The organism is Peribacillus deserti (assembly GCF_002863585.1).
GTDB lineage: Bacteria > Bacillota > Bacilli > Bacillales > DSM-1321 > Paraperibacillus > Paraperibacillus deserti_A.
The window spans coordinates 12119-31659 of the sequence record NZ_PGUY01000015.1; the positions used below are offsets into that span (position 1 = coordinate 12119).

At 42.2% G+C, this 19541-nt stretch carries 16 protein-coding genes and 1 tRNA gene; 1 reads left to right on the forward strand and 16 read right to left on the reverse strand.

Annotated elements, in window-relative coordinates:
* Window positions 1–27: 27 nt before the first annotated feature.
* The 4 genes from tilS to spoIIE form a co-directional block, all read right to left on the reverse strand.
* Window positions 28–1419: a tRNA lysidine(34) synthetase TilS gene (gene tilS / locus CUU66_RS05545; RefSeq protein ID WP_101640682.1), complete on the reverse strand. Its 1392-nt coding sequence runs from the start codon at window positions 1417–1419 to the stop codon at window positions 28–30.
* A gap of 91 nt (window positions 1420–1510) precedes the next feature.
* Window positions 1511–2479, reverse strand: coding sequence for a protein kinase domain-containing protein (locus tag CUU66_RS05550; protein WP_101640707.1), 969 nt, complete (start codon window positions 2477–2479; stop codon window positions 1511–1513).
* Window positions 2448–3185, reverse strand: a complete 738-nt coding sequence (locus CUU66_RS05555) for a vWA domain-containing protein (RefSeq protein ID WP_101640683.1) — start codon at window positions 3183–3185, stop codon at window positions 2448–2450. The genes CUU66_RS05550 and CUU66_RS05555 overlap by 32 nt, the downstream gene beginning before the upstream one ends.
* A gap of 80 nt (window positions 3186–3265) precedes the next feature.
* Window positions 3266–5743 carry a stage II sporulation protein E gene (gene spoIIE, locus CUU66_RS05560; RefSeq protein WP_101640684.1) on the reverse strand — a complete coding sequence of 826 codons (2478 nt, stop codon included), beginning with the start codon at window positions 5741–5743 and terminating at the stop codon, window positions 3266–3268.
* A 370-nt stretch (window positions 5744–6113) separates the two neighbouring features.
* On the opposite strand from spoIIE, the gene CUU66_RS05565 reads away from it, so the two are divergent.
* Window positions 6114–6187, forward strand: a tRNA-Met gene (locus CUU66_RS05565).
* A gap of 1662 nt (window positions 6188–7849) precedes the next feature.
* On the opposite strand, the gene CUU66_RS05570 is transcribed toward CUU66_RS05565, so the two are convergent.
* The 12 genes from CUU66_RS05570 to CUU66_RS05625 form a co-directional block, all read right to left on the reverse strand.
* On the reverse strand, window positions 7850–8308 hold the full coding sequence (locus CUU66_RS05570) for a S1 domain-containing RNA-binding protein (protein ID WP_101640685.1): 459 nt from the start codon (window positions 8306–8308) through the stop codon (window positions 7850–7852).
* Window positions 8309–8381: 73 nt separating this feature from the next.
* Window positions 8382–8774 (reverse strand): FtsB family cell division protein, encoded by a 393-nt coding sequence (locus tag CUU66_RS05575; protein ID WP_101640686.1) that lies wholly within the window; start codon window positions 8772–8774, stop codon window positions 8382–8384.
* Window positions 8775–8791: 17 nt separating this feature from the next.
* Window positions 8792–9415, reverse strand: coding sequence for a spore cortex biosynthesis protein YabQ (yabQ, locus tag CUU66_RS05580; RefSeq protein WP_101640687.1), 624 nt, complete (start codon window positions 9413–9415; stop codon window positions 8792–8794).
* Window positions 9412–9717 carry a sporulation protein YabP gene (gene yabP, locus CUU66_RS05585; RefSeq protein WP_101640688.1) on the reverse strand — a complete coding sequence of 102 codons (306 nt, stop codon included), beginning with the start codon at window positions 9715–9717 and terminating at the stop codon, window positions 9412–9414. The genes yabQ and yabP overlap by 4 nt, the downstream gene beginning before the upstream one ends.
* Window positions 9718–9780: 63 nt before the next feature.
* A complete protein-coding gene (locus CUU66_RS05590; protein WP_101640708.1) occupies window positions 9781–10041 on the reverse strand; it encodes an RNA-binding S4 domain-containing protein in 261 nt (86 codons plus the stop codon).
* Window positions 10042–10068: 27 nt separating this feature from the next.
* A complete protein-coding gene (gene mazG / locus CUU66_RS05595; RefSeq protein WP_101640689.1) occupies window positions 10069–11532 on the reverse strand; it encodes a nucleoside triphosphate pyrophosphohydrolase in 1464 nt (487 codons plus the stop codon).
* Between the two features lie 7 nt (window positions 11533–11539).
* On the reverse strand, window positions 11540–13150 hold the full coding sequence (locus CUU66_RS05600) for a putative polysaccharide biosynthesis protein (RefSeq protein ID WP_101640690.1): 1611 nt from the start codon (window positions 13148–13150) through the stop codon (window positions 11540–11542).
* A gap of 197 nt (window positions 13151–13347) precedes the next feature.
* Window positions 13348–13884 (reverse strand): stage V sporulation protein T, encoded by a 537-nt coding sequence (spoVT, locus tag CUU66_RS05605; RefSeq protein ID WP_101640691.1) that lies wholly within the window; start codon window positions 13882–13884, stop codon window positions 13348–13350.
* A gap of 303 nt (window positions 13885–14187) precedes the next feature.
* A complete protein-coding gene (gene mfd, locus CUU66_RS05610) occupies window positions 14188–17739 on the reverse strand; it encodes a transcription-repair coupling factor (RefSeq protein WP_374702974.1) in 3552 nt (1183 codons plus the stop codon).
* Between the two features lie 103 nt (window positions 17740–17842).
* A complete protein-coding gene (locus CUU66_RS05615) occupies window positions 17843–18073 on the reverse strand; it encodes an anti-sigma-F factor Fin family protein (RefSeq protein WP_101640692.1) in 231 nt (76 codons plus the stop codon).
* A gap of 110 nt (window positions 18074–18183) precedes the next feature.
* Complete coding sequence (gene pth, locus CUU66_RS05620) at window positions 18184–18744, reverse strand: aminoacyl-tRNA hydrolase (protein ID WP_101640710.1); 561 nt, start codon at window positions 18742–18744, stop codon at window positions 18184–18186.
* 114 nt (window positions 18745–18858) lie between these two features.
* Window positions 18859–19509, reverse strand: coding sequence for a 50S ribosomal protein L25/general stress protein Ctc (locus CUU66_RS05625; protein ID WP_101640693.1), 651 nt, complete (start codon window positions 19507–19509; stop codon window positions 18859–18861).
* Window positions 19510–19541 lie beyond the last annotated feature (32 nt).

Below are 19541 nucleotides of genomic sequence, written 5' to 3' on the forward strand. Positions count from 1 at the left end.
ATTTTTCTGATTTGCCCCCTAGAAGAACTAGACTTTAATATATTCTAGATATATGTATATTTGCTGGTCATCTCCGCGTTCAGCTTCCCGGGATGATTTCCTCAAGCTGGGAACCCAAAGAATTTCACCAGATGAATCAACGACTATAGGCCAAGCGTCTCGTTTCTCAATTGGAATTTTTTCATTTATGAATATATCCTTGATCTTCTTGGAACCGCGAAGACCTTTTGGATACATCCGGTCACCCTCTTCCCTTGTCCTCGCTATAAATGGCATGCGGGCTTCCCGGGCAGGCATCAAGAATGTGCTGTTATCATTCTTGCAAGCACTCCCCTTACTATATTCCGCCTTAATTTTATACCCATTTGGCAGGAGAATTTCACCTGGCACCTCAAGCTTAAGGTAATAGGTCTTAGGTTTTGTCTGAAGAAAAGAAAACATACAGACTTCATAAGATTTTTTTACCAGTAAACCTTTTGGGAAATGAAGCTCTGCAGAGGGGTCTGGATTTACGAATAGTTCCATCAATTGAGACGTGTGTTTCGCGGATAATGACTCCGGATTCTCACCATAAAGATAGTTTAATATTAGTTGAACGGCCCTTCTTTGTAAAGAATTAGGCATTGCCATTAGACCTTTAACATGAATGGCAGATTCAAGCTTGGACTGTTTAACCCAGATTGATTCCATCTTCGATTTCGTAAGTTCTAAAAGCAGTTCCTCATCCTCTCGTATTTCCTTACTGAATCGTTGAAAGTGTTCGTGTGCTTTTATGTTTTCCCTCTTTAAGAAAGGTAAAACACTTAATCGAAATCGATTTCTGCTGTATGATTCTTTCTCGTTGCTTGGATCTAAGCGGGGTTCAAGACCCTGCCTGCTGCAATACTCCAGAATGTCCCGCTTTTCAAGGGGTAAGAATGGCCGGACAATCTCTCCATTGCCAAACGGCCTTTTAACAGGGATCCCCGCTCTTGCAGCTCCGGACGCTCCCCGGGTTAGTCTCATCAAGATCGTTTCCATCTGATCATCCCCGTGATGACCGAGTACAAGCTTATGGATACTGTGTTTTACCATCATTTCTTGATAAAACCGGTACCTTAATGTCCTTGCCGCAGTCTGGGAGCTTTGGCCAGTTTCGCTCATATAGCGATTCACATTCACTCTTGTTCCCTCAAAAACAATACTACGCTCCTCACAGTATTTTTTTACGAATACCAGATCTTCATATGACTCTTCTCCTCGGAACATGTGATCTACATGTGCCGCTACAAGCCCTAAGCCGTACTGGCCGCTCATGCTATGAAGAAAATGGAGCAGGGCTAAAGAGTCCGGCCCGCCTGATACTCCAACGAGAAGCTTTTCTCCAACATGAAGGAGGTTATGATCTTTAATATATTTTGTGACTTTTTTCTCGAGCATACATAACATTCCTTTATGGCTGTCTCTATCAGGCTAATCTATTTATACGAACTACATTCGGAAAAGTTTCAACTTTTAATAATTTATTCTTTTAGAGAAGCTTTGTATAAATATATAGCAGATATATAAAAGATATTAATACAACCAGCAGCAAAGATTCCAGCAGTCCGCCTTTCTTTTGTTTCCTGCGGCTCCTGGACTGCGTTTGTCTCATGTTTCTGGATGGCGACGGTTGCTGCCTGCTGATTCTGTCCGCATTCTGATTTGCCGCAGCCAATAATTCGTTCCTCATCTCCATCGCTGTTGAATACTTTCCAAGCAATGCTTTCTCAAGCACCTGCTCGTACACTTTCAATTCTTTCTTTCCTTTGATTGCTTGAGACAACTGTGAATACCCATCTGTCTTTTTTGTAAAACGATTTGGATAATAGGAGTTAAGGAAGATCATAGCCACAGCAAAAAGATCGTAGGAAGGCTCTGCCTTTCTTGAACCAAGCCCCCAATACCCCCTATCAAAAAACTCGGTGAACTCTTTAATGGACCGGCCTTTTATCGTTGTTCCTCCGACATCCACGCAGCGGATCTGACAGGAAGGCGAACTGATAATTAAGTTTTCCGGCTTTAAATCTCCAAATATCCAGCCAGATTGATGCAGCAGGGAAAGGTTCTTTAATAGCTGCAGAATCAGCACTACTGACCAGGATGTTCCCTTATACCGCAGAAAATCAAGGTAGGTTTCCCCTTTTATATATTCCATCACGTAAAAGGGCAGAGTCACTCCCTGGTTGACCCAGTCATCTACACTCAACAAAGAAGGCCCGAGGGCTGAACCCTGGACCTTGGTAAAGGATTTGAGGATGTTCATCTCCGAGCTGATGGACATGCTGTTATCACTTACCTTAAGCGCAACTTCCTGCCCCCCGAATTCCGCTAGATAAACAATGCCGTTTGCACCAAACCCTAACTCTTTTATCACTTTATATTCATTCTTATACCACTTGCCCTTAATAATGGTCCCTGGCAGGGCTTTACACTGACTCCTCAAAGAATTGTTCATCATCATTGGATAACAAACTCCTTAGTGAACGTTTTTTCTTAAAGTACGATAAAGCCTCCCTTAAGGCAGGTCCTGTCGGAGTCATTCCTCCTGGTGAAAGCTTCGAAAAGACTTTTGTTAATGCTTCAAGATTCGGAGTCCAATCCAGGAGTTTCTCAACATCTGACTTTTTCCCGGGAAATACAAAAACAGAAAATTTATTTTCTCCCATTCTTGCATTCAAGCTCAATGATAAATCCAAGAGCGCTTCTTTAACCGTTGGGAGCTTATGCGTCATGCTGGCGCTGGTATCCACAAGAACAAGCACTTCGAGTCCTGCTGTTTCGCCCAGTTCCTCCACCACTTCAACCACTTCTCCCCGCTTCTCCGGCGGAAGATCATCAATGGTTTGTGAACGGCCTAATATTTGCTGAAGCTCCTTATTTACAACACCTTGTATCGTTTGTGTCATCGCTTTTCTCGTAACCATCTGGACCGTTTGGGAAAGCTGCGAGCTATACACGATTTGACTTACCCCGCCGCCAGTTTGTGCTATAGACTCGATTTCCTGCATCCCCTTCTGATCAATAACATCCTGTTCCATTACACCGATCACATTTACTGTAATCCCCTGTTCTCTAGCAAAGGCTGCCATTGCAGAAGGATCTTCACCGTGATTCGAACAGCCATCCGTAATCAGCAGAATTTGTCTTAAAGTACCTGGGTTCATAAGAATCCCTCCAATCTATTTACTACCATCTTCGACTAACTGGAGGGGTTGTATACCTCTTAATAAGCTTTCTGTTCACGTTATTGTGCTTTTCTCTTATTCGAAAATACAGGAATGGAGGCCCACTTTGGTGTATTATGATTTATCTTGGCCGTAACGATGGTTATATCATCATCTATTTTCCCTTTCCTTCTGATGACCTCCTCTAATATCAAATCTGCAATTTCCTGCGGTTCGTCCGTTTCCATCTCTTTTATCTTGCGCTTCATCCAAAACTCAAAATTCTCAAAGTGGGAAGGTCCATCAAAGATCCCGTCACTCATCATGATGACGAGATCTCCCGCCTTCAGCTGCTCACAAACCACATCTACGTCAAACTCAGTGAACATTCCCATCGGTAAATTGCTGGATTCCACTTTAATGACTTTATCACCACGTTTAATGAAGCTCGGTATAGAACAAATTTTTAAAAACTTAGCTTTTGCATCATGGAGATCGATCATGGCTAAATCCAGTGTTGTAAATATTTCATCCGTCGTCCTTAGTGAAAGTACGGAATTCACCGATTTTATCGCAATTTTTTCTTCGATGCCGGATAATAAGATCTTTTGCAGCAGCTGAAGGGTTTCATTACTTTCATAGTGGGCCCGCTCTCCATTTCCCATACCATCGCTTATGGCAATGGCATACTTACCGAACCCAATATCCATGGTTGTATAGCTGTCCCCCGAAACCAGTCCTCCCCCTTTGGCAGCATGGGCGACACCGGTTTCTACAACGTACTTTTTAGCTGAACGGAAAGTAACATGGCAGGTCCCCCCTGGAAACGAAGCACAATCCTCCGTATGGACGATGATGGATTCTCCAAGTATATCGGTCAGCATAGGCGCTATAAGCTTCTCGCACTCTCCCCTTCCGTGACAGTATGGTGTGCTTATATCGATATCCACATTTCCCTGTTCCAGACTGTATATTTCAATTCCATGAATGGGAAGGCCAAAATTCCTAATTGCCTCAAGAATTTGTTCCTCTTGGACATGATGATTCTTTCTCTCCCTCTGAATCTCTTTCGCAAAGTCCTCCATAACCTCCGAAACACCTTTGAGCTGATCCGCAACCAGTCTCCGGCTCTCCTGCACCTGTTTTTTCAGCTTCAGATTAGCCTGGGAGAATGTAAGCTCCTGTGCAATCAGTTCCGTTACCTTTTCGGCACGAGTACAGTTCTTTTTCCATTCTCTTTGCAATTTCGGAGAAAGATGCCCACTATTTTCTTCCAAATTATACATAATGTTCTGCATACTTTCATAAGTATTACTAAAATTCCTTGTCCAGCAATGCTCCTTTCGATGGCAGGTCTGGCAGGTTTTTTCCGTAACGTTGCTCAGAAGGTAGTCCACCCTTTTCTCTTCATCTCGATCTTCCTCATCCCAGTCATCGACATGAGAGAAGCTGTTGGAAAGAGCCTGAAAAACATGAGAGAACTGCGAAACTCTTTTAGCTGTTACATCGCGCACTTTCCTCATATAAAGCTGCTGTTCATTCGTATACTCAACTGTACCCGGTATGTGTTTGGCTATCTTTAAAATAAGGGCAGAAGGTGTGATCATAAATAACATAATTGCTGCAACCGTTTCATATAGTGTAATACTAAGGTTATTGCTGCCCTCCCCATATAGTCCAATTAACAGAGTAGCTACAGCGAGACCTAAGGAAGTCCCTACTTTCCTGCCCTCTTTTAACAGTCCACCCAGCAGCCCGGAAAAAGCCAGCAGGCTCATTTGATATAAACTTGAAATATTGGCAAGGCTGAAGATTAACCCGGTTACAACACCTACAGTGGATCCAATTGCGGCACCTCCGGAAAGCGCAAACAGCAGCACAAGGTATCTCGATAATATATGCTCCATAGACAGCCCATAGATTGTCCAGCCAATGGTACCAGTCATTACGGATGCAAGGAGGATTATGATACTCACGACTTCCTCTGTTTTAAAAGATAACGTTTTTCTTCTTATAGAAATCAGCGGGATGGATTGTACGAAAATAAGTGTTAATATAGCAGCAAGTCCAGCTTCCACCGCAATCATCATTCCATCATATAATTGGATATTCCGGTGCAGAATCAGCTGCTCCGCACATCGTATGATAGCTAAAGCAAGGAAAACATATAAGGAAATGGCCTTGAAACGACCTTCAATTGACGGTTCTTTTATTTTATATAGAAGCATCATTAGAAAGGCGGAACAAAAGACCACAATACCGTTAGAAAGATGGATAGTAACAGCCCCGCAGACAAGGCCAGCCAAAGCGAATGGCGCTCTGTCTCTTCTCATCATATAAACAGCAGCAAAAAACGGAAGACTAAATGGGGCTAACTGAGAAAGTATGAGAGCCCTTCCAAGCAAGAAGCCGATCAAACCAAGAACAAGACCGCGTTTAAATAGTACATCTTCAAGTTTCAGGTGGAGATTCTGGAACCATTTAACCGCGTCTATTTTAGCTTCATTTATATTGAGCTCCGCAATAGGATCTGCCATATTCCGTTCAACCTTTTCCATCTATAACACTCCCCGTTTCTTTTGTTTTGATTATAAAGGGGACAGCCTCTGTATTTTGTCAAAATCAGAAGTAGGGAGGAAAGAAAAGTTCGACTGTTTTCTCTGAAAATAATCATATCTTTACACGAAAAGGGTCTATTTTTTATTTTGGCAGCAAACCATCATGAGAAAAACCAAAGAATTTAGCTTTATTTCTTTTAAACAAGAATATTTTCAGACAGGATGCTATAAGGGTGTCTGACAAGAGTCTATTTGGAACAGGCGTTAATCGGTGCCAATTAAATATCATTCGACCTTAAAATGCTAATTGACAAAATTAACACTTCCAAGTTATGATATATCCTGTGCTTTTAATAAGCATTATTTACTTGGCGGTGTAGCTCAGCTGGCTAGAGCGTACGGTTCATACCCGTGAGGTCGTGGGTTCGACTCCCTCCGCCGCTATAAATATTTGAAAAGACACGGCGATTGCTGTGTCTTTTTTTTGTATGGACTTTTGCTCGTAGTTTCATACATTGTAGAAGCGATCATGCTTGCTGTGGATATGGCGGGTAGACATATTTTTACGAGAGGCAAAGATTAATTCTAATTAGGTGCTCTGCTCCTGAGCAAGGTTTTAAGGGTCACCTAAATTTACTCGTTCAGAAGCAGGTTTTATTATTGTATGAATAACAGGCCGCTTATGCCGATCCTAAGCGCTGAAATAAAAAGAACGTGTGGTATTTAAACAAGCCTAGTGATAATTTCATTTTTGATGTTGGCCCCATGTGGTCCGGAACAGATATGTGGGACTCCTGCAGGAATAGCGAATCAGGGGAGACCCCACAGCTAAAACGCCTGCGGGGCTCCCGGACCGCCCCGCGAAAAAGTGATTGACGCTGGCTGCGATTAACAGCCAAGTTTAACAGAGCTAAAAAACCTAAAATATGAACCAATTTTTGCTGCTTTTGTACTGATTCAGGCCGCTTCGGTGCAATAATCCACCGATAAAGTGCGTGTTTATTTGGGAATGCAAATCATTTTGGATATTTTACTACTTTTTATGGGGGCGTGACAGACAGTCTGTAAGTTTATCCTTATGCTTTTGAGGTTTATGCTTATGTTTCGAAGATTTACGCTTATGTTTTGTAGATTTATGCTTGTGTTTCGATAATTTATGCTTAAGCGCGGTTGGCCTTTGCTTATCTTAGGCGCCATATGCTTATCTTTTAGTAAATATGCTTATGCCGATGTAGTTATGCGTATTTCTCCTTGAAGGACTTCAGCTATAATGCGGACTCCATTACATTTGTTATTAACAAGATGAAATAAACACATTGTCTTGATCCATAAGAGACTAGATATGCAGACCTCCCTCAGTATACGTTCCAATCAACAGAGCATAGAACTTCACGCCTGTTCTGACTGAATTTATTATTATCCACCATATCCCCTATATACTTGTCCTGATTATAAAACTCCGTTTTAAAAAGTCTTCCTATCTGCCAGAAAACTCACATGGCCAGGGCTAAAAGAAACTCTTTTTCAAAAGGCTATGTTAAAGGTCATTGTTGATTGGAACGGATATGCGAGACTCCTGCGGGAAAAGCGGGTATTGTCCAGCTCCGGACTGACACCGCGGGTCTAGCCAATCGCCATCAAAAGGCAAAAGCGGCCTTTTTCTGTCGCTCATCTTATGCCTGGCTAACGCACGATGCACAGGATGTGCGAGCCAGGCGGGGCCACAGGACGTGGCGTTCCGAGCGTGGTAAGGGCGACTAAGCTTCTGTCTTCGCTGTCGCTTGCCAATCAGCAAGTCTTCTTTATCAGGTGTCTGACTTTCTCTTAGATGTGGCTTTTAACCAGACTCTTCACCACAGTTCTTATAAAAGAACTACCTTGAAAGTCACCGTCCTGCGCCTTTCTATCAAGGGAGACCCCACAGGCGTCAACGCCGAGGAGGCTCCCGGACCCGCCCCTAAGGTCCGCGAGTGCCTGCTAGCTGCAATCAACAGCCATGTTTAACAGAGCTTTTAAAAAAAAGAAGCCCGCGCTAAGCGCCAGGCTTCCTTATATATATATAAAAGGTAACTTGGAAATTTCTTTACTCTTACGTTCAGCAGCAAGTTATCCGCGTCTTCCGCCTCTTCCACCGCGTTTGGTTTCGGTGCTTCTCTTAAGGGATGAAAGACGATCTTCACTATCCTTCAAAAACTTAGCCATTTTGGTTTCAAAGTTTTCTTTGGGACGGAAGCTGTCTCTTGAACCGCGGTTATTGTCACGTCCACGGCTGTCATTGCTTCTTCCTTGTCTTGGACGCGGAGTGTAAGCTGGTGCCGCGCTCTCTGGGCGGTCCACCGCTTTTTTGATGGATAGGCCAATCTTGCCGTCTTTCTCAACATTAATGACTTTTACTTCAACTTGGTCGCCTACTTTTAAGTGATCATTAATATCTTTTACATAATTATCAGCGACTTCACTGATGTGAACAAGTCCTGTTGAGCCTTCTGGCAGCTCCACAAACGCTCCGAAATTTGTAATCCCTGTTACTTTCCCTTGTAACTTGCTGCCTACTTCTATTGACATAAAAAAATTGTTCCTCCTTAGAATTTAAAAAAATCATTGTTACTCTATATTATAACGAAAGAAAAAAACAGTGTCAATAAGAGTCACTGTCTTCTTTCTTTTTTGGTAAGTTAAAAATAACTTCACCTTTATCAGAAAGGAAATAATCACGTCTGGCTAATTTAGCGATATATTCGTCATCGTTAAGCTTTACAACTTCTTCTTGTAGATAATCCTGCTGTTTTTGTAAGCTTGTTAATTCGTCTTTAAGCTTATTCTTTTGTTCCTTTTTTTGCTCTAATTCAGAAGCTTGTGAAACAAGAGTGGATATGAGCAGGCAAGAAAGCAAGATTGCAGCGGCACCGAATACGGTTAACCTGCGAACGAGACCTCGTTTTTTCTTTTCAACGGTTTGGACCTTTTTTTCATGCTGTGTAACAAAGTCTGATTCTATTTTGGACACATTCCGTTTTCTCAGATTGCTCATCCTCTCACTCCCCGCATTTATTTTTTAGTTCTTTTGAACCATCCAAACCATTTTTTGTGAATGTCCCGTGAAAAGACTGCCAATCTGTTCAGCAGAGCCCGAAGTCTTGATGTGACGGAATTCGGCAGCCAGTTAATCATTTTCTTCGCTATCCAGAAAAAGGGTTTTAATAGTCCCTTTATAATAGATAATATAGGTTTTAGAATAAGTTTGGCAAGGAAAAAAAGAACTTTTCCAAAACTTAGTAGAATGCCAATAAGTGCAAAGACCAGCCATTGAAGCGGTTTTACAAACAATAGGCTGAACAGCCTTATCATAAAGGTGTAAATCTTCCGCGTTAGTGATATCCACGCTTTCAACAATCGAAGATATAGTTTCTTTAAAAGAGCTTGATAAGCGGAAAATCCGCATATTAATGCCAAAAACAGATAAAATCTCAATTCTCCTTCATTAACAAGAAACAGTACGTAAAACGTGACCAGGCCCTGGATGATCCAAAAGAGAAAGTCATTAATGAAAACGACCCAGCTGCTTCGTTTGGATCTGTTCAAGAACACATTATATGTATCCAGAGCAGCACCAAAGCAGCATCCCATACCTATTATAGAAAGGAGGGTATAAAATTGAGTGGTGAGTGTCATTTGAACAGCTTGCCAAAGAATCCTTTAGCTTTTTCTCCACTTTGCTCATCAAGATACACCAGGTCAAACACTTTACCCTTTATAGATACGATCCCTTTATCAACATCCAGATTTTTCATTTGGAGATTTTGCCCTCTGATTGATAAGAAGCCCATGGATGTTTCTAATAAAAATTCTTCATTATCAAAGCTTTCCACTTGTTTTACTCCCGTTATATCCAGGAGCCTGCGTCCTCTCATCACTACATCATGCTCTGGCACCGAGGTTTTATTGCTTTGTCCGGATTCATAAAATTGGCTCATCTTTTCATCCCTCACATTAGCATTTGTACAAGTTTATGTGAGGAATAGAAAAATAGAACATGCTTATTCGGGAATGCGGTCCTCGCTAAGAATTGTATACATGTCTGCTGCCTCTTCCTTTCTGGAAGATTCCTGCAGCTTCTCAATTTTAACTTTTACAAGCTTCTGGCCAAACCGCACTTCCATTTCATCCCCGACTTTTACATTGGAGCTGGCTTTGGCTGTAATGCCATTAATGGAAATTCTGCCTTGATCGGCAACTTCCTTTGCCAATGTGCGCCGTTTAATTAATCGAGATACTTTTAAAAATTTATCGAGTCTCATTGTCATTTCTTTTCCCTCTCCCCTATATTAATAACCTTTATTTTTTGCTTCTTCCCATAGTGAATCGAGCTCTTCGAGTGTATATTCTTCAAAGGCCGCCCCTTTTTCCTGAAGTCTATTCTCTATATAGGCAAAGCGATTATAAAACTTCCGGTTCGTAGCATGGACTGCCTCTTCAGGATTGATAGAGTAATACCGGCATACATTCACCAAGGCAAAAAAGACGTCACCCAGCTCTTTTTTAAGAGCGTCCATATTGTCTGCCTTAATTTCAGTCTGGACTTCCTTGATTTCTTCAAATACTTTTTCCCACATAGGTTCGGGCTCTTTCCAATCGAAGCCGGCTTTAGATGCTTTCTTCTGGTATTCATAAGCAGTCAAAAGCTGCGGCAATGATGTTTCCACAGAGTCAAGCATATGTTCTTTTTTCTCTGCGGACCCTTCAGTTTCCTTTATTTTCTGCCAGTTAGCGATCACATCTTCTGAGTCCTTCACCTGTACGTCACCAAAAACATGAGGGTGTCTTCTCACCATCTTAGAGGACAAGCTTCCGATTACATCGGAAATGGAAAACAGGCCTTCATCTTCTCCAATCTGAGCATGAAGCAATACCTGCAGGAGGATATCTCCCAGCTCTCCGATCATTTGCTCTTCATCGCCTTGATCAATTGCATCAATGAGTTCATATGTCTCTTCTATTAAATATTTCTTTAAGCTTTCATGAGTTTGTTCTTGATCCCATGGGCAGCCGCCGGGTCCCCTGAGTGCTGCAATAATTTGTTTCGCCTTGAAAAACTCTTTGTACAGCCATTCTTCCTTTTTTACGGGAGGGACATAAATACTGGTCAGGTTATTTAATTCCATTCCATGGTCAAGCTCATACAGATGAACCTTCTTGATCTGTTCCGCACTGCTTCCAGCAGCTGTAATGATATAAACCTCATACTCATCCGGAAGCTTTTCCATAAGAGTCAGCTTTACCTCAGAGGCTGTGAACTGGTCATATACCTGCCCGATGATCACATGCCCTGTTATCATTAATTCATCAGCCCGGAGGCTTGTTCCATCCAAAAGCTGAAAACCATCAATCGGATCGAAGCCTGCTGCCTGGAATAAGGAATCAATAAAACTCTGCCCGCCTTCAATATTTATTTCAATAGACAGAGAAGGTCCCTTTTCCAATAAAAGTTGGACTGTTTTTTCGGCTACCATCGGATGGCCAGGCACGGCATATAAGATGTTCTGCTCCTTGGCGGCAGAAAGCAGTATATTGGAGATTTCTTCATAAACCTCTTCGAATTGACCGTGCTTTTCATAAATAGAATCAAAGCTTGCGAAGGTTATGCCTTCTTCACTTAATTCACGGATGACAGGATGGTCCATCGTTCTGACAAAGCAATGCCCTGCTTCTTTTAATGTTTTATAGATGCCATAAGGAATCTGGCTGAGTTCACCGGAACCGAGTCCTATTACTTTTATTTCATTCGCCATTACTGCCTCAACTCCTTTTATTGTTTTTATTTTGAGAAATCAGAGAAAGTCTGCTTCCAAAAGGCAGAAGAGAGAGCTCTTCAGGGGCAAACATCCCAGAACCCAGAATTAATTTCATATAAACAAAGGCGCCCGCCAGAACTCCGGTTAATGCCTGAATGCTTGAGAACATACGGCCTTGTCGGCTATCAGCTCCAATCAATGAAAAAATCCAGGTATGTACACACAGAACGGCTGCCATGCAGACAGCGGCAGTAAGCCAGATCCTGATATGCCCTGTATCAATAAGAGATCCCTTTAATTTTTTATGGAGCAGGCTGAAGTGCGCTGCACATATAAATACATACGCCGCTGCTGTTGATATGGCAGCTCCCTTGATTGAGAGAATCGGGATCATCCATAGATTAAGCAAAAATTTGATTCCAATGCCTGTTAGGATAAACAGCATCGTTGGCCACAGGACCCCTATGCTCTGCAATATGGCAGAGCTGATTGTAATCAGGGAGCTGAATAAAATCGTGATGGCTAAAACAGCCAGAGTATCGGAGCCGCTATCATCTGTAAACAACATAATGTTGACAGGAGTTATGATTGAAATAAGTCCCAGGGTCGCTGCGGCACCAGTCGTTATCGTTACAGCCAGCGCAAGCTTTACTTTTCGAGTCAAATATCTGCTGTCATTTTTAGCGCGTGAAGAAGATAACAGCGGGACGATCGCAAGCGAAAGAGAAGTTGCTGCAATGGACCCCAATTGCAAAAGCGGCTGACCTCTGTCAAAAATCCCCTTAAGCTCCTTGGCTGCTCTTTCCTCCAATCCTGTATCAAGTAATAAAGAATATAGCGTGAATGAATCTATTAACTGTGTCAAAGTCAATAAAAGACTTGATATACAAAAAGCGGTTCCTTGTATGAATAATGCCCCTGCGATTTCTTTAACCCGCCGGTATGAGAAGGTGGTTAATTCAAATTTGTATTTTCCAGTCCACAAAAATGTAATTAAAGTCAGGACGCTGGCCAGAGCTCCTATTACTGAACCAAGTACGGCACCTGCGCCTGCCGTATAGAGGGAATTTCCCTGCTTCAAAAGCAGATAGGTAACTCCAATAATGAACAGTACACGAATGGATTGTTCGGCAATCTGTGATACAGCTGTAGGGAGCATTTCGTTATTTCCTTGAAAAAAGCCTCTGATTACCGATATAACCGGCATAAATAAAAAGGCGAAAGAACTGACTCGTAAAAGCGGCGCTAGATTCTGATCTCCCATACCAGCCGCAATCCAGTCCGATCCTAAAAATATGCCTAAAAAAAGCACCAATCCTATAAAAGCCAAAATCATGAATGAAATGGCTGCAATAATGTGTTTTTCTTCTTTTTCCCTGCTATGCTCAGCAATCAATTTAGATATGACAACCGGAAATCCATATGTAGATAAAATGACCGATATCCCATAAAAGGGATACACTTGCTGATATATATAGAAACCCAGATCCCCTGCTATATTTTGATAGGGAATACGGTAGAACGCACTTAATATTTTTGTTAAAATAGCCGCAGCAGTTAATACAGCTGCACCTTTAAAAATAGTACTTGATAGATCTTCAGGCTTTGCAGCCATTTTATTCTCCTCCGAGATCCAATATTGATGTCTACGTTTTTATATACCCATCATCCCTACAAACATTGGTTGTATTATAGCATACAAGCATAAGTCTCCTATAGCAGTACAGTACATGTTATATCCGCTTTTCACACAAAAGAAAAAGGCAGCCAGAAGCATACCTTTTTTTCTTCAATATATTAGTCCGTTTGTTCTTAAGATTCCATTTGGCGTGCTAAAAATCCTGCTGCAGTTTCTACAGCCTTCCTCTCAACTTCTCCAACCGTATTTTCTCTCGAGAAGATCACGACTGCACCGATTGGATCCCCATTTGCCACGATTGGACCGATGGTATAGGACTGAACATCCTCGTCATTTCCGTCTACTAAAGAAATTTGGCCTTTTGCAGTTTCAATAACAGAACTGCGGTCTTCCATAGCTTTTTCTACAAGTTCGCTGATATTCTTATTTAAATAATCCTTTTTTGATCCGCCAGCTAGGGCAATGTACGTATCTCTATCACAGATTAATACAGGGTTGCCAAGACTGTCATACAAAGCTTCTGCATACTCTTTTGCAAAATCGCTAAGTTCACTGATCGGCGAGTATTTCTTAAGAATCACTTCACCATCTCTATCTACAAAAATCTCCAGCGGATCTCCTTCACGGATACGAAGGGTCCTGCGGATTTCCTTTGGGATAACAACTCTTCCTAAATCATCAATACGACGTACGATTCCAGTTGCTTTCATCTTATGTTGCCTCTCTTTCATGATTTGGATAGTGGTGAAAACATTGGTATTTCCACCGTTATTGACCTTAGTATTTTTCAACTGCAGACTTCTATACACTATCTGGGATTTTTCTTCTATCCTTTTACATTTCATAAAAACATATATATCCCATGACTTATCGAAGCCATGGCATTAAAAGGCTCTTTTTTCGCCCATCTTGATGTTATAAAAAAATCGTTTGAGGTAACAGGATGAATGCTTGTCCATCACACCCTAGAAGTGAGCGCCACCGCCATTTTAGCTCTGTGGCACTTAAGGTCATTATTTTTTAGCGGCAGTCCTGGCTTGTTCTCCCGAATCTTTTCGGACCGTTTCCAATCCTTTTATTAACTCATAAATGACGTTTAGCCACTTTTCTGGAGAAACATTTTTTATATTAAGAGTGATTTTTAGATTGCTGCCTTCCATGCCAAGACCTACCATGCGGCCGTATTTAGATCCTAACTGAAATAATTTATGGCCATCTATCTGACTGCTTGTATTTTCTGAGATGATCATTTTAATTTCCTGTTTAGTCTGCTTGATCAATTCGACTCTGTTCCTTAACGCATACACTTTTGTTTCAGCGATTAAGAAAAGGAAAGCGACTTCTTCAGGATATTCTCCAAACCTGTCAAGCATTTCTCCCTGGAGCTCTTCTAATTCCTCAATGGAGGTTATACCCCTGAACCTTTTGTACATCTCTATCTTTTGGTGTCCATCAGAGAGGTAGGAATCAGGGATGTATGCATTAATCTCCAAGTCAATCTCAACACTTGGCTTCTGTTCAACAGCCGTTCCCGTTTTCCGCTCATCGATTGCTTCTTTGAGCATTTGGGAGTATAAATCAAAGCCGACTGAATCAATAAAGCCATGCTGTGCTGCGCCTAGGAGATTCCCCGCACCGCGTATGGATAAATCCCGCATCGCAATTTTGAAACCTGAACCAAGTTCCGTAAACTCTTTGATGGCCTGCAGCCTTTTTTCGGCTACTTCCGTCAAGATTTTATCCTTGCGGTATGTGAAGTAAGCATACGCGACTCGGTTAGAGCGTCCAACCCGGCCACGGAGCTGATAAAGCTGGGAAAGTCCCATCTTGTCTGCATCATTCACGATTAATGTGTTGACATTAGGAATGTCGACTCCCGTTTCAATGATGGTTGTTGTAACGAGGACATCGTACTCGCCTTCCATGAATGCAAGGATGACAGACTCTAGCTCACTTTCAGTCATTTGTCCGTGAGCATAGGTAACTCTTGCATCCGGAACCAACATGGAAATTTCTTCTGCTTTTCTTGCTATATCATCTACCCTGTTGTATAGGAAATAAACCTGGCCATCCCTTGCCAGCTCTCTTTCAATCGCTTCCTTGACCAGCAATCCATTATACTCCATGACGTAAGTCTGGACAGGGAATCTGTTTTCGGGAGGAGTTTCGATAACTGATAAATCCCGCACACCCAGCATAGACATATGCAGTGTTCGCGGAATAGGAGTAGCCGTTAAAGTCAACACATCTACATTGGTCTTCAGCTTCTTAATTTTTTCCTTATGTGTTACGCCAAAACGCTGTTCCTCATCGATAATCAACAGGCCCAGGTCGTGATACTCCAGATCTTTGGATAAAATCCGGTGTGTACCCACCACGATGTCTACAGAACCCGCCTTCAGTCCCTTAATGGTTTCATTTTGAAGCTTTCTTGATCTAAACCTGCTTAATAGGCCGATGTTAATCGGGTAATCCTGAAATCGATCCCGGATCGTTTCATAGTGCTGCTGCGCCAGAATGGTAGTTGGCACAAGGAAGGCCACCTGCTTCCCGTCCATAATCGCCTTGAACGCTGCACGGATGGCAACCTCAGTTTTGCCATACCCTACATCCCCGCATAACAGCCGCTCCATAGGACGCTCACGTTCCATGTCCTTTTTAATTTCATAAATGGATCTGAGCTGGTCTTCTGTTTCCGTATAAGGAAAGGCCATTTCAAATTCACGCTGCGTATCACCATCCGGGGAAAAGGCATATCCCTTCGCGGCTTCCCTTTCCGCATACAGCTTCACCAAATCGTCTGCAATATCTTGTACAGAAGATTGGACCTTATTCTTGACCCTCTTCCATTCGCTGCCCCCTAGTTTGTAGAGCTTCGGCTCCTTACCCTCTGAGCCAACATATTTTTGGACAAGGTCTATCTGGTCTACAGGAATATACAGCTTGTCAGTTCCCTGGTACCTTACATGCAGATAGTCTTTATGAACTCCGTTAATTACAAGAGTCTCAAGTCCAAGATACTTACCGATCCCATGATTAACATGGACCACGTAATCTCCTGCTTTTAGTTCAGAATAGCTTTTAATTCTTTCCGCATTTGAAAGTTTCTGCCTGCGGGGAGCTTTTTTGGTTTTTTTATTAAAGAGCTCATGCTCTGTAATGACTGCCAGGCGGAGCATGGGCAGTTCAAAACCCGCATGCAGGCTTCCTTTAGCAATCTGGAGTTTTCCTTGTAAAATCTTGCTTTCTTCTGTCAGTTCTGCGGCCTCTATCTCGTAATCCTCGAGAACTCTTCTCAGCTTTTTCATTCTCTCTTCATCAGGACCTAGAAGGACAACTGAATATTTCCCTTTTTTCCAGCGGTCCACTTCACCCTTAAACACATTCATCTGGCCGTGGAAGTTCTGCATTTGCCTGCAGGTAAAGTTAATGATATTCTGCGGGTTTGTGTACGGAACCGATCTTAAGAAGAGCGTTAGATAAATAAAGGGATTCCTAGAATTGTACATGAGCTCTGGAAGTTTATGTGATAAAGCAAGATCATGTATGATCTGCCCCTCGCCAAGCAGGCTTGTATACCATTCTGCTTCTTCCTTCTCTAAGCTTTCATTGATCTCATGAATTCTCGTGATTTCATCAAGAAAAACGATTCCATTATCCGGGAGATAATCTAGCAAACTAGCGGGACTATCATACGCGAGGCTTACATATTTAAAGAGATGATCGGGAAGGCTCCCGTTTTTCAAAAGCTCCAGTTCCTGCCCAATATGCTGGACCATCCGTTCTTTGGCTTTCTCATCTTTTAATTTTTGTAAGCTCTTACCCAATCCGGCTTCCAGCTTATCAATCAGTCTCTCTAAAGATTTCCCTTCTATCAGCGCCTCAGCTACCGGACCAATAGACAGAGATGAAAGCTTTTCTATGGACCGCTGATTCTCTATTGAAAAGGCTCTGATGGAGTCGACTTCTGTATCGAAAAGTTCGATCCTTATAGGATTCGATTCGGTCAGCGGATATATGTCCAGTATTCCGCCCCGTAAAGAAAATTCTCCAGGCGCTGAAACCATTTCCACTCTTTCATAACCCATGGAGACCAGCCAGGAAAGAGTTTGGTCGAGATCTATATCGTCACCCAATTTTAGGGTCAGCTGATACTGCTTCCAAATATCTTTAGGTGGAAGCAGCTTGCGTATGCCCGCCATAGGGGCAATAACAATTCCATCATGGTTTTGCGTCCAGTGATTAAGCACTTCGATTCTCTGTGCTTTCAGTTCCGGACTTGCGATACTAAGTTCAGCAGCAATCAGTTCATTGGCCGGATATAAAAGAATATTTTCATCAGGCATCAGTGAAGTAAGATCATCATAAAGCTTCTGTGCCTGCAGTAAGTTATGAGTGATTATAAGTGCAGGCTTACCGGTCTCCAGATGTATCGATGATATAAACACTGACCTGGAAGAACCTGACAACCCCGCTATCATTTGTTCACGCAGTCCTTCATTTAAGCCGTTTAAAACGGACTCCACATCATCGTTCTTTGACATGGCTCGCTTGAGATCATTCACTTTGAATCCCCCTTTCTTAATCCTTGTACCTATAATTGCACCATTTGGTGTAGTTTTTAAAGAAAACAGAAAAATGCTTTGGAGTTCGTCCAAAGCCTTTTACCTATTGAATTAAATAGTCATTTTGATGCAGATCCGGGTTTCTCTCCAGGGCCTCCTGGCAATCTTCACAGATGGCCTGGACCTGATAATCCCCTGTTTCACTCAAACGGATCATTTCCTGCCGTTCTTCGCTGGTAAGGGCATGAAACCCTAATTGTTCCGCAGACAGTAGTGGTTCATCAATCGTGCCCATGGCAGTTTGACAATGCCTGCATTGATAATGATAGGCCATATTTTATCCCCCTGATAAGGTAGTCTACTTTGTAGTATGAACCTTGACAGGGGGTAATTATTCATTCATGCAGAAAAAAGCATTCATTCGGGATCATATGATTAAGTATATTATCCGTTGAATTTATTCATTACTATTAAAAAATCAGCCTCTAACCAATTTTCGCAAGCTTTTCCACAAATATCAACGACTTTGCTCATAAGCTCCTGTTCGTCTTTTGTAAAGCGGCTTAATACAAAGTCCGGTACACTTCGTTTATCTGTAGGGCGCCCTACTCCGACCCGGATTCTATTAAATTCCTGTGTTCCTAAATGAGCGATAGTGGATTTTATGCCGTTATGGCCCCCTGCACTGCCTTTTTGGCGCAGCCTTAGTTTTCCGGGCGGTAAATCTAGATCATCATAGATAACAACAATATCTTCATGAGATAATTTATAAAAGTTTAACACAGCAGATATAGATTCACCAGAAAGATTCATGTACGTTAATGGTTTCAATAGCAGAACTTTTTCCCCATTTACCATCCCAGTCCCCAGCAGCCCTTTGTGTTTCGCCTGATCAAGAGGGATGTTCCATTTATCTGAAAGTGCATCTATTACGTCAAATCCAATATTATGCCGGGTCCCATCAAATTGTTTACCAGGGTTTCCAAGACCAATAATTACTTTCATCATCAACACTCCAATAAATCTTAGCTTAAATGCCATATTATGAATTCCTGGGCCAAGAAAAAAACGCAACCTGGCAGGTTACGTCCATTATATCTTATTTACTATATCCATGCCTTATTCAGCCTTGGATCCGGGAGAAGCTTCGGTTTCTCTCCCTTCCTCATTTTCAGGTATTCCTCCGCCCTGCTGCTCGCCTGTACTGATTTCTTCTTCTTGTCTAGGAGCAAGTATACTTGCAACCACTTCGTCATCCTCATGATTAATCGTAATGTTAGGGTAACCTTCTTTTAGGGAACCAACATATAAAGTATCGTTTACTTCAAGTGCTGTTACGTCCACTTCTATTGCTTCGGGAATTTCATTAGGCTTTGCTGTGACTGCCAAATCATGCAGCGCCTGCTGGAGCACACCGCCATCCTTCACTCCCTGGGGTGTTCCTGCTAATAAAACACGCACTTCGGCATTTAGGTCAGATGCCATATCAATATATAAAAAATCGGCATGTAAAATCTCATTTTTTATGGGATCGAACTGGTAGTCTGTAAGCATAACCTCTTGTCTGTTCCCCTCGAGATCAAGCGAAATAATTCCATTTCGGCCTACTTCTTTTATCGTTTTAAGCAGTTCAAGGTTAGACACCGCGATTGCAGTACTTTCTTTATTTCGCCCATATACAACTGCTGGGATCCTGCCCTCGCTTCTAAGTGACGTTAGATAAGAATTGCGATGCTGATTTCGTTCTGTTGCAGCTAATATACTGCCCATAACCTTCACCTTTCCATTAACATAATTTTTGC

Coding starts and splice junctions, on each gene's coding strand:
- tilS (WP_101640682.1), bottom strand. CDS start 1,419: ATGCTCGAGAAAAAAGTCACAAAATATATTAAAGATCATAACCTCCTT.
- CUU66_RS05550 (WP_101640707.1), bottom strand. CDS start 2,479: ATGATGAACAATTCTTTGAGGAGTCAGTGTAAAGCCCTGCCAGGGACC.
- CUU66_RS05555 (WP_101640683.1), bottom strand. CDS start 3,185: ATGAACCCAGGTACTTTAAGACAAATTCTGCTGATTACGGATGGCTGT.
- spoIIE (WP_101640684.1), bottom strand. CDS start 5,743: ATGGAAAAGGTTGAACGGAATATGGCAGATCCTATTGCGGAGCTCAAT.
- CUU66_RS05570 (WP_101640685.1), bottom strand. CDS start 8,308: ATGTCAATAGAAGTAGGCAGCAAGTTACAAGGGAAAGTAACAGGGATT.
- CUU66_RS05575 (WP_101640686.1), bottom strand. CDS start 8,774: ATGAGCAATCTGAGAAAACGGAATGTGTCCAAAATAGAATCAGACTTT.
- yabQ (WP_101640687.1), bottom strand. CDS start 9,415: ATGACACTCACCACTCAATTTTATACCCTCCTTTCTATAATAGGTATG.
- yabP (WP_101640688.1), bottom strand. CDS start 9,717: ATGAGCCAATTTTATGAATCCGGACAAAGCAATAAAACCTCGGTGCCA.
- CUU66_RS05590 (WP_101640708.1), bottom strand. CDS start 10,041: ATGAGACTCGATAAATTTTTAAAAGTATCTCGATTAATTAAACGGCGC.
- mazG (WP_101640689.1), bottom strand. CDS start 11,532: ATGGCGAATGAAATAAAAGTAATAGGACTCGGTTCCGGTGAACTCAGC.
- CUU66_RS05600 (WP_101640690.1), bottom strand. CDS start 13,150: ATGGCTGCAAAGCCTGAAGATCTATCAAGTACTATTTTTAAAGGTGCA.
- spoVT (WP_101640691.1), bottom strand. CDS start 13,884: ATGAAAGCAACTGGAATCGTACGTCGTATTGATGATTTAGGAAGAGTT.
- CUU66_RS05615 (WP_101640692.1), bottom strand. CDS start 18,073: ATGGCCTATCATTATCAATGCAGGCATTGTCAAACTGCCATGGGCACG.
- pth (WP_101640710.1), bottom strand. CDS start 18,744: ATGAAAGTAATTATTGGTCTTGGAAACCCTGGTAAACAATTTGATGGG.
- CUU66_RS05625 (WP_101640693.1), bottom strand. CDS start 19,509: ATGGGCAGTATATTAGCTGCAACAGAACGAAATCAGCATCGCAATTCT.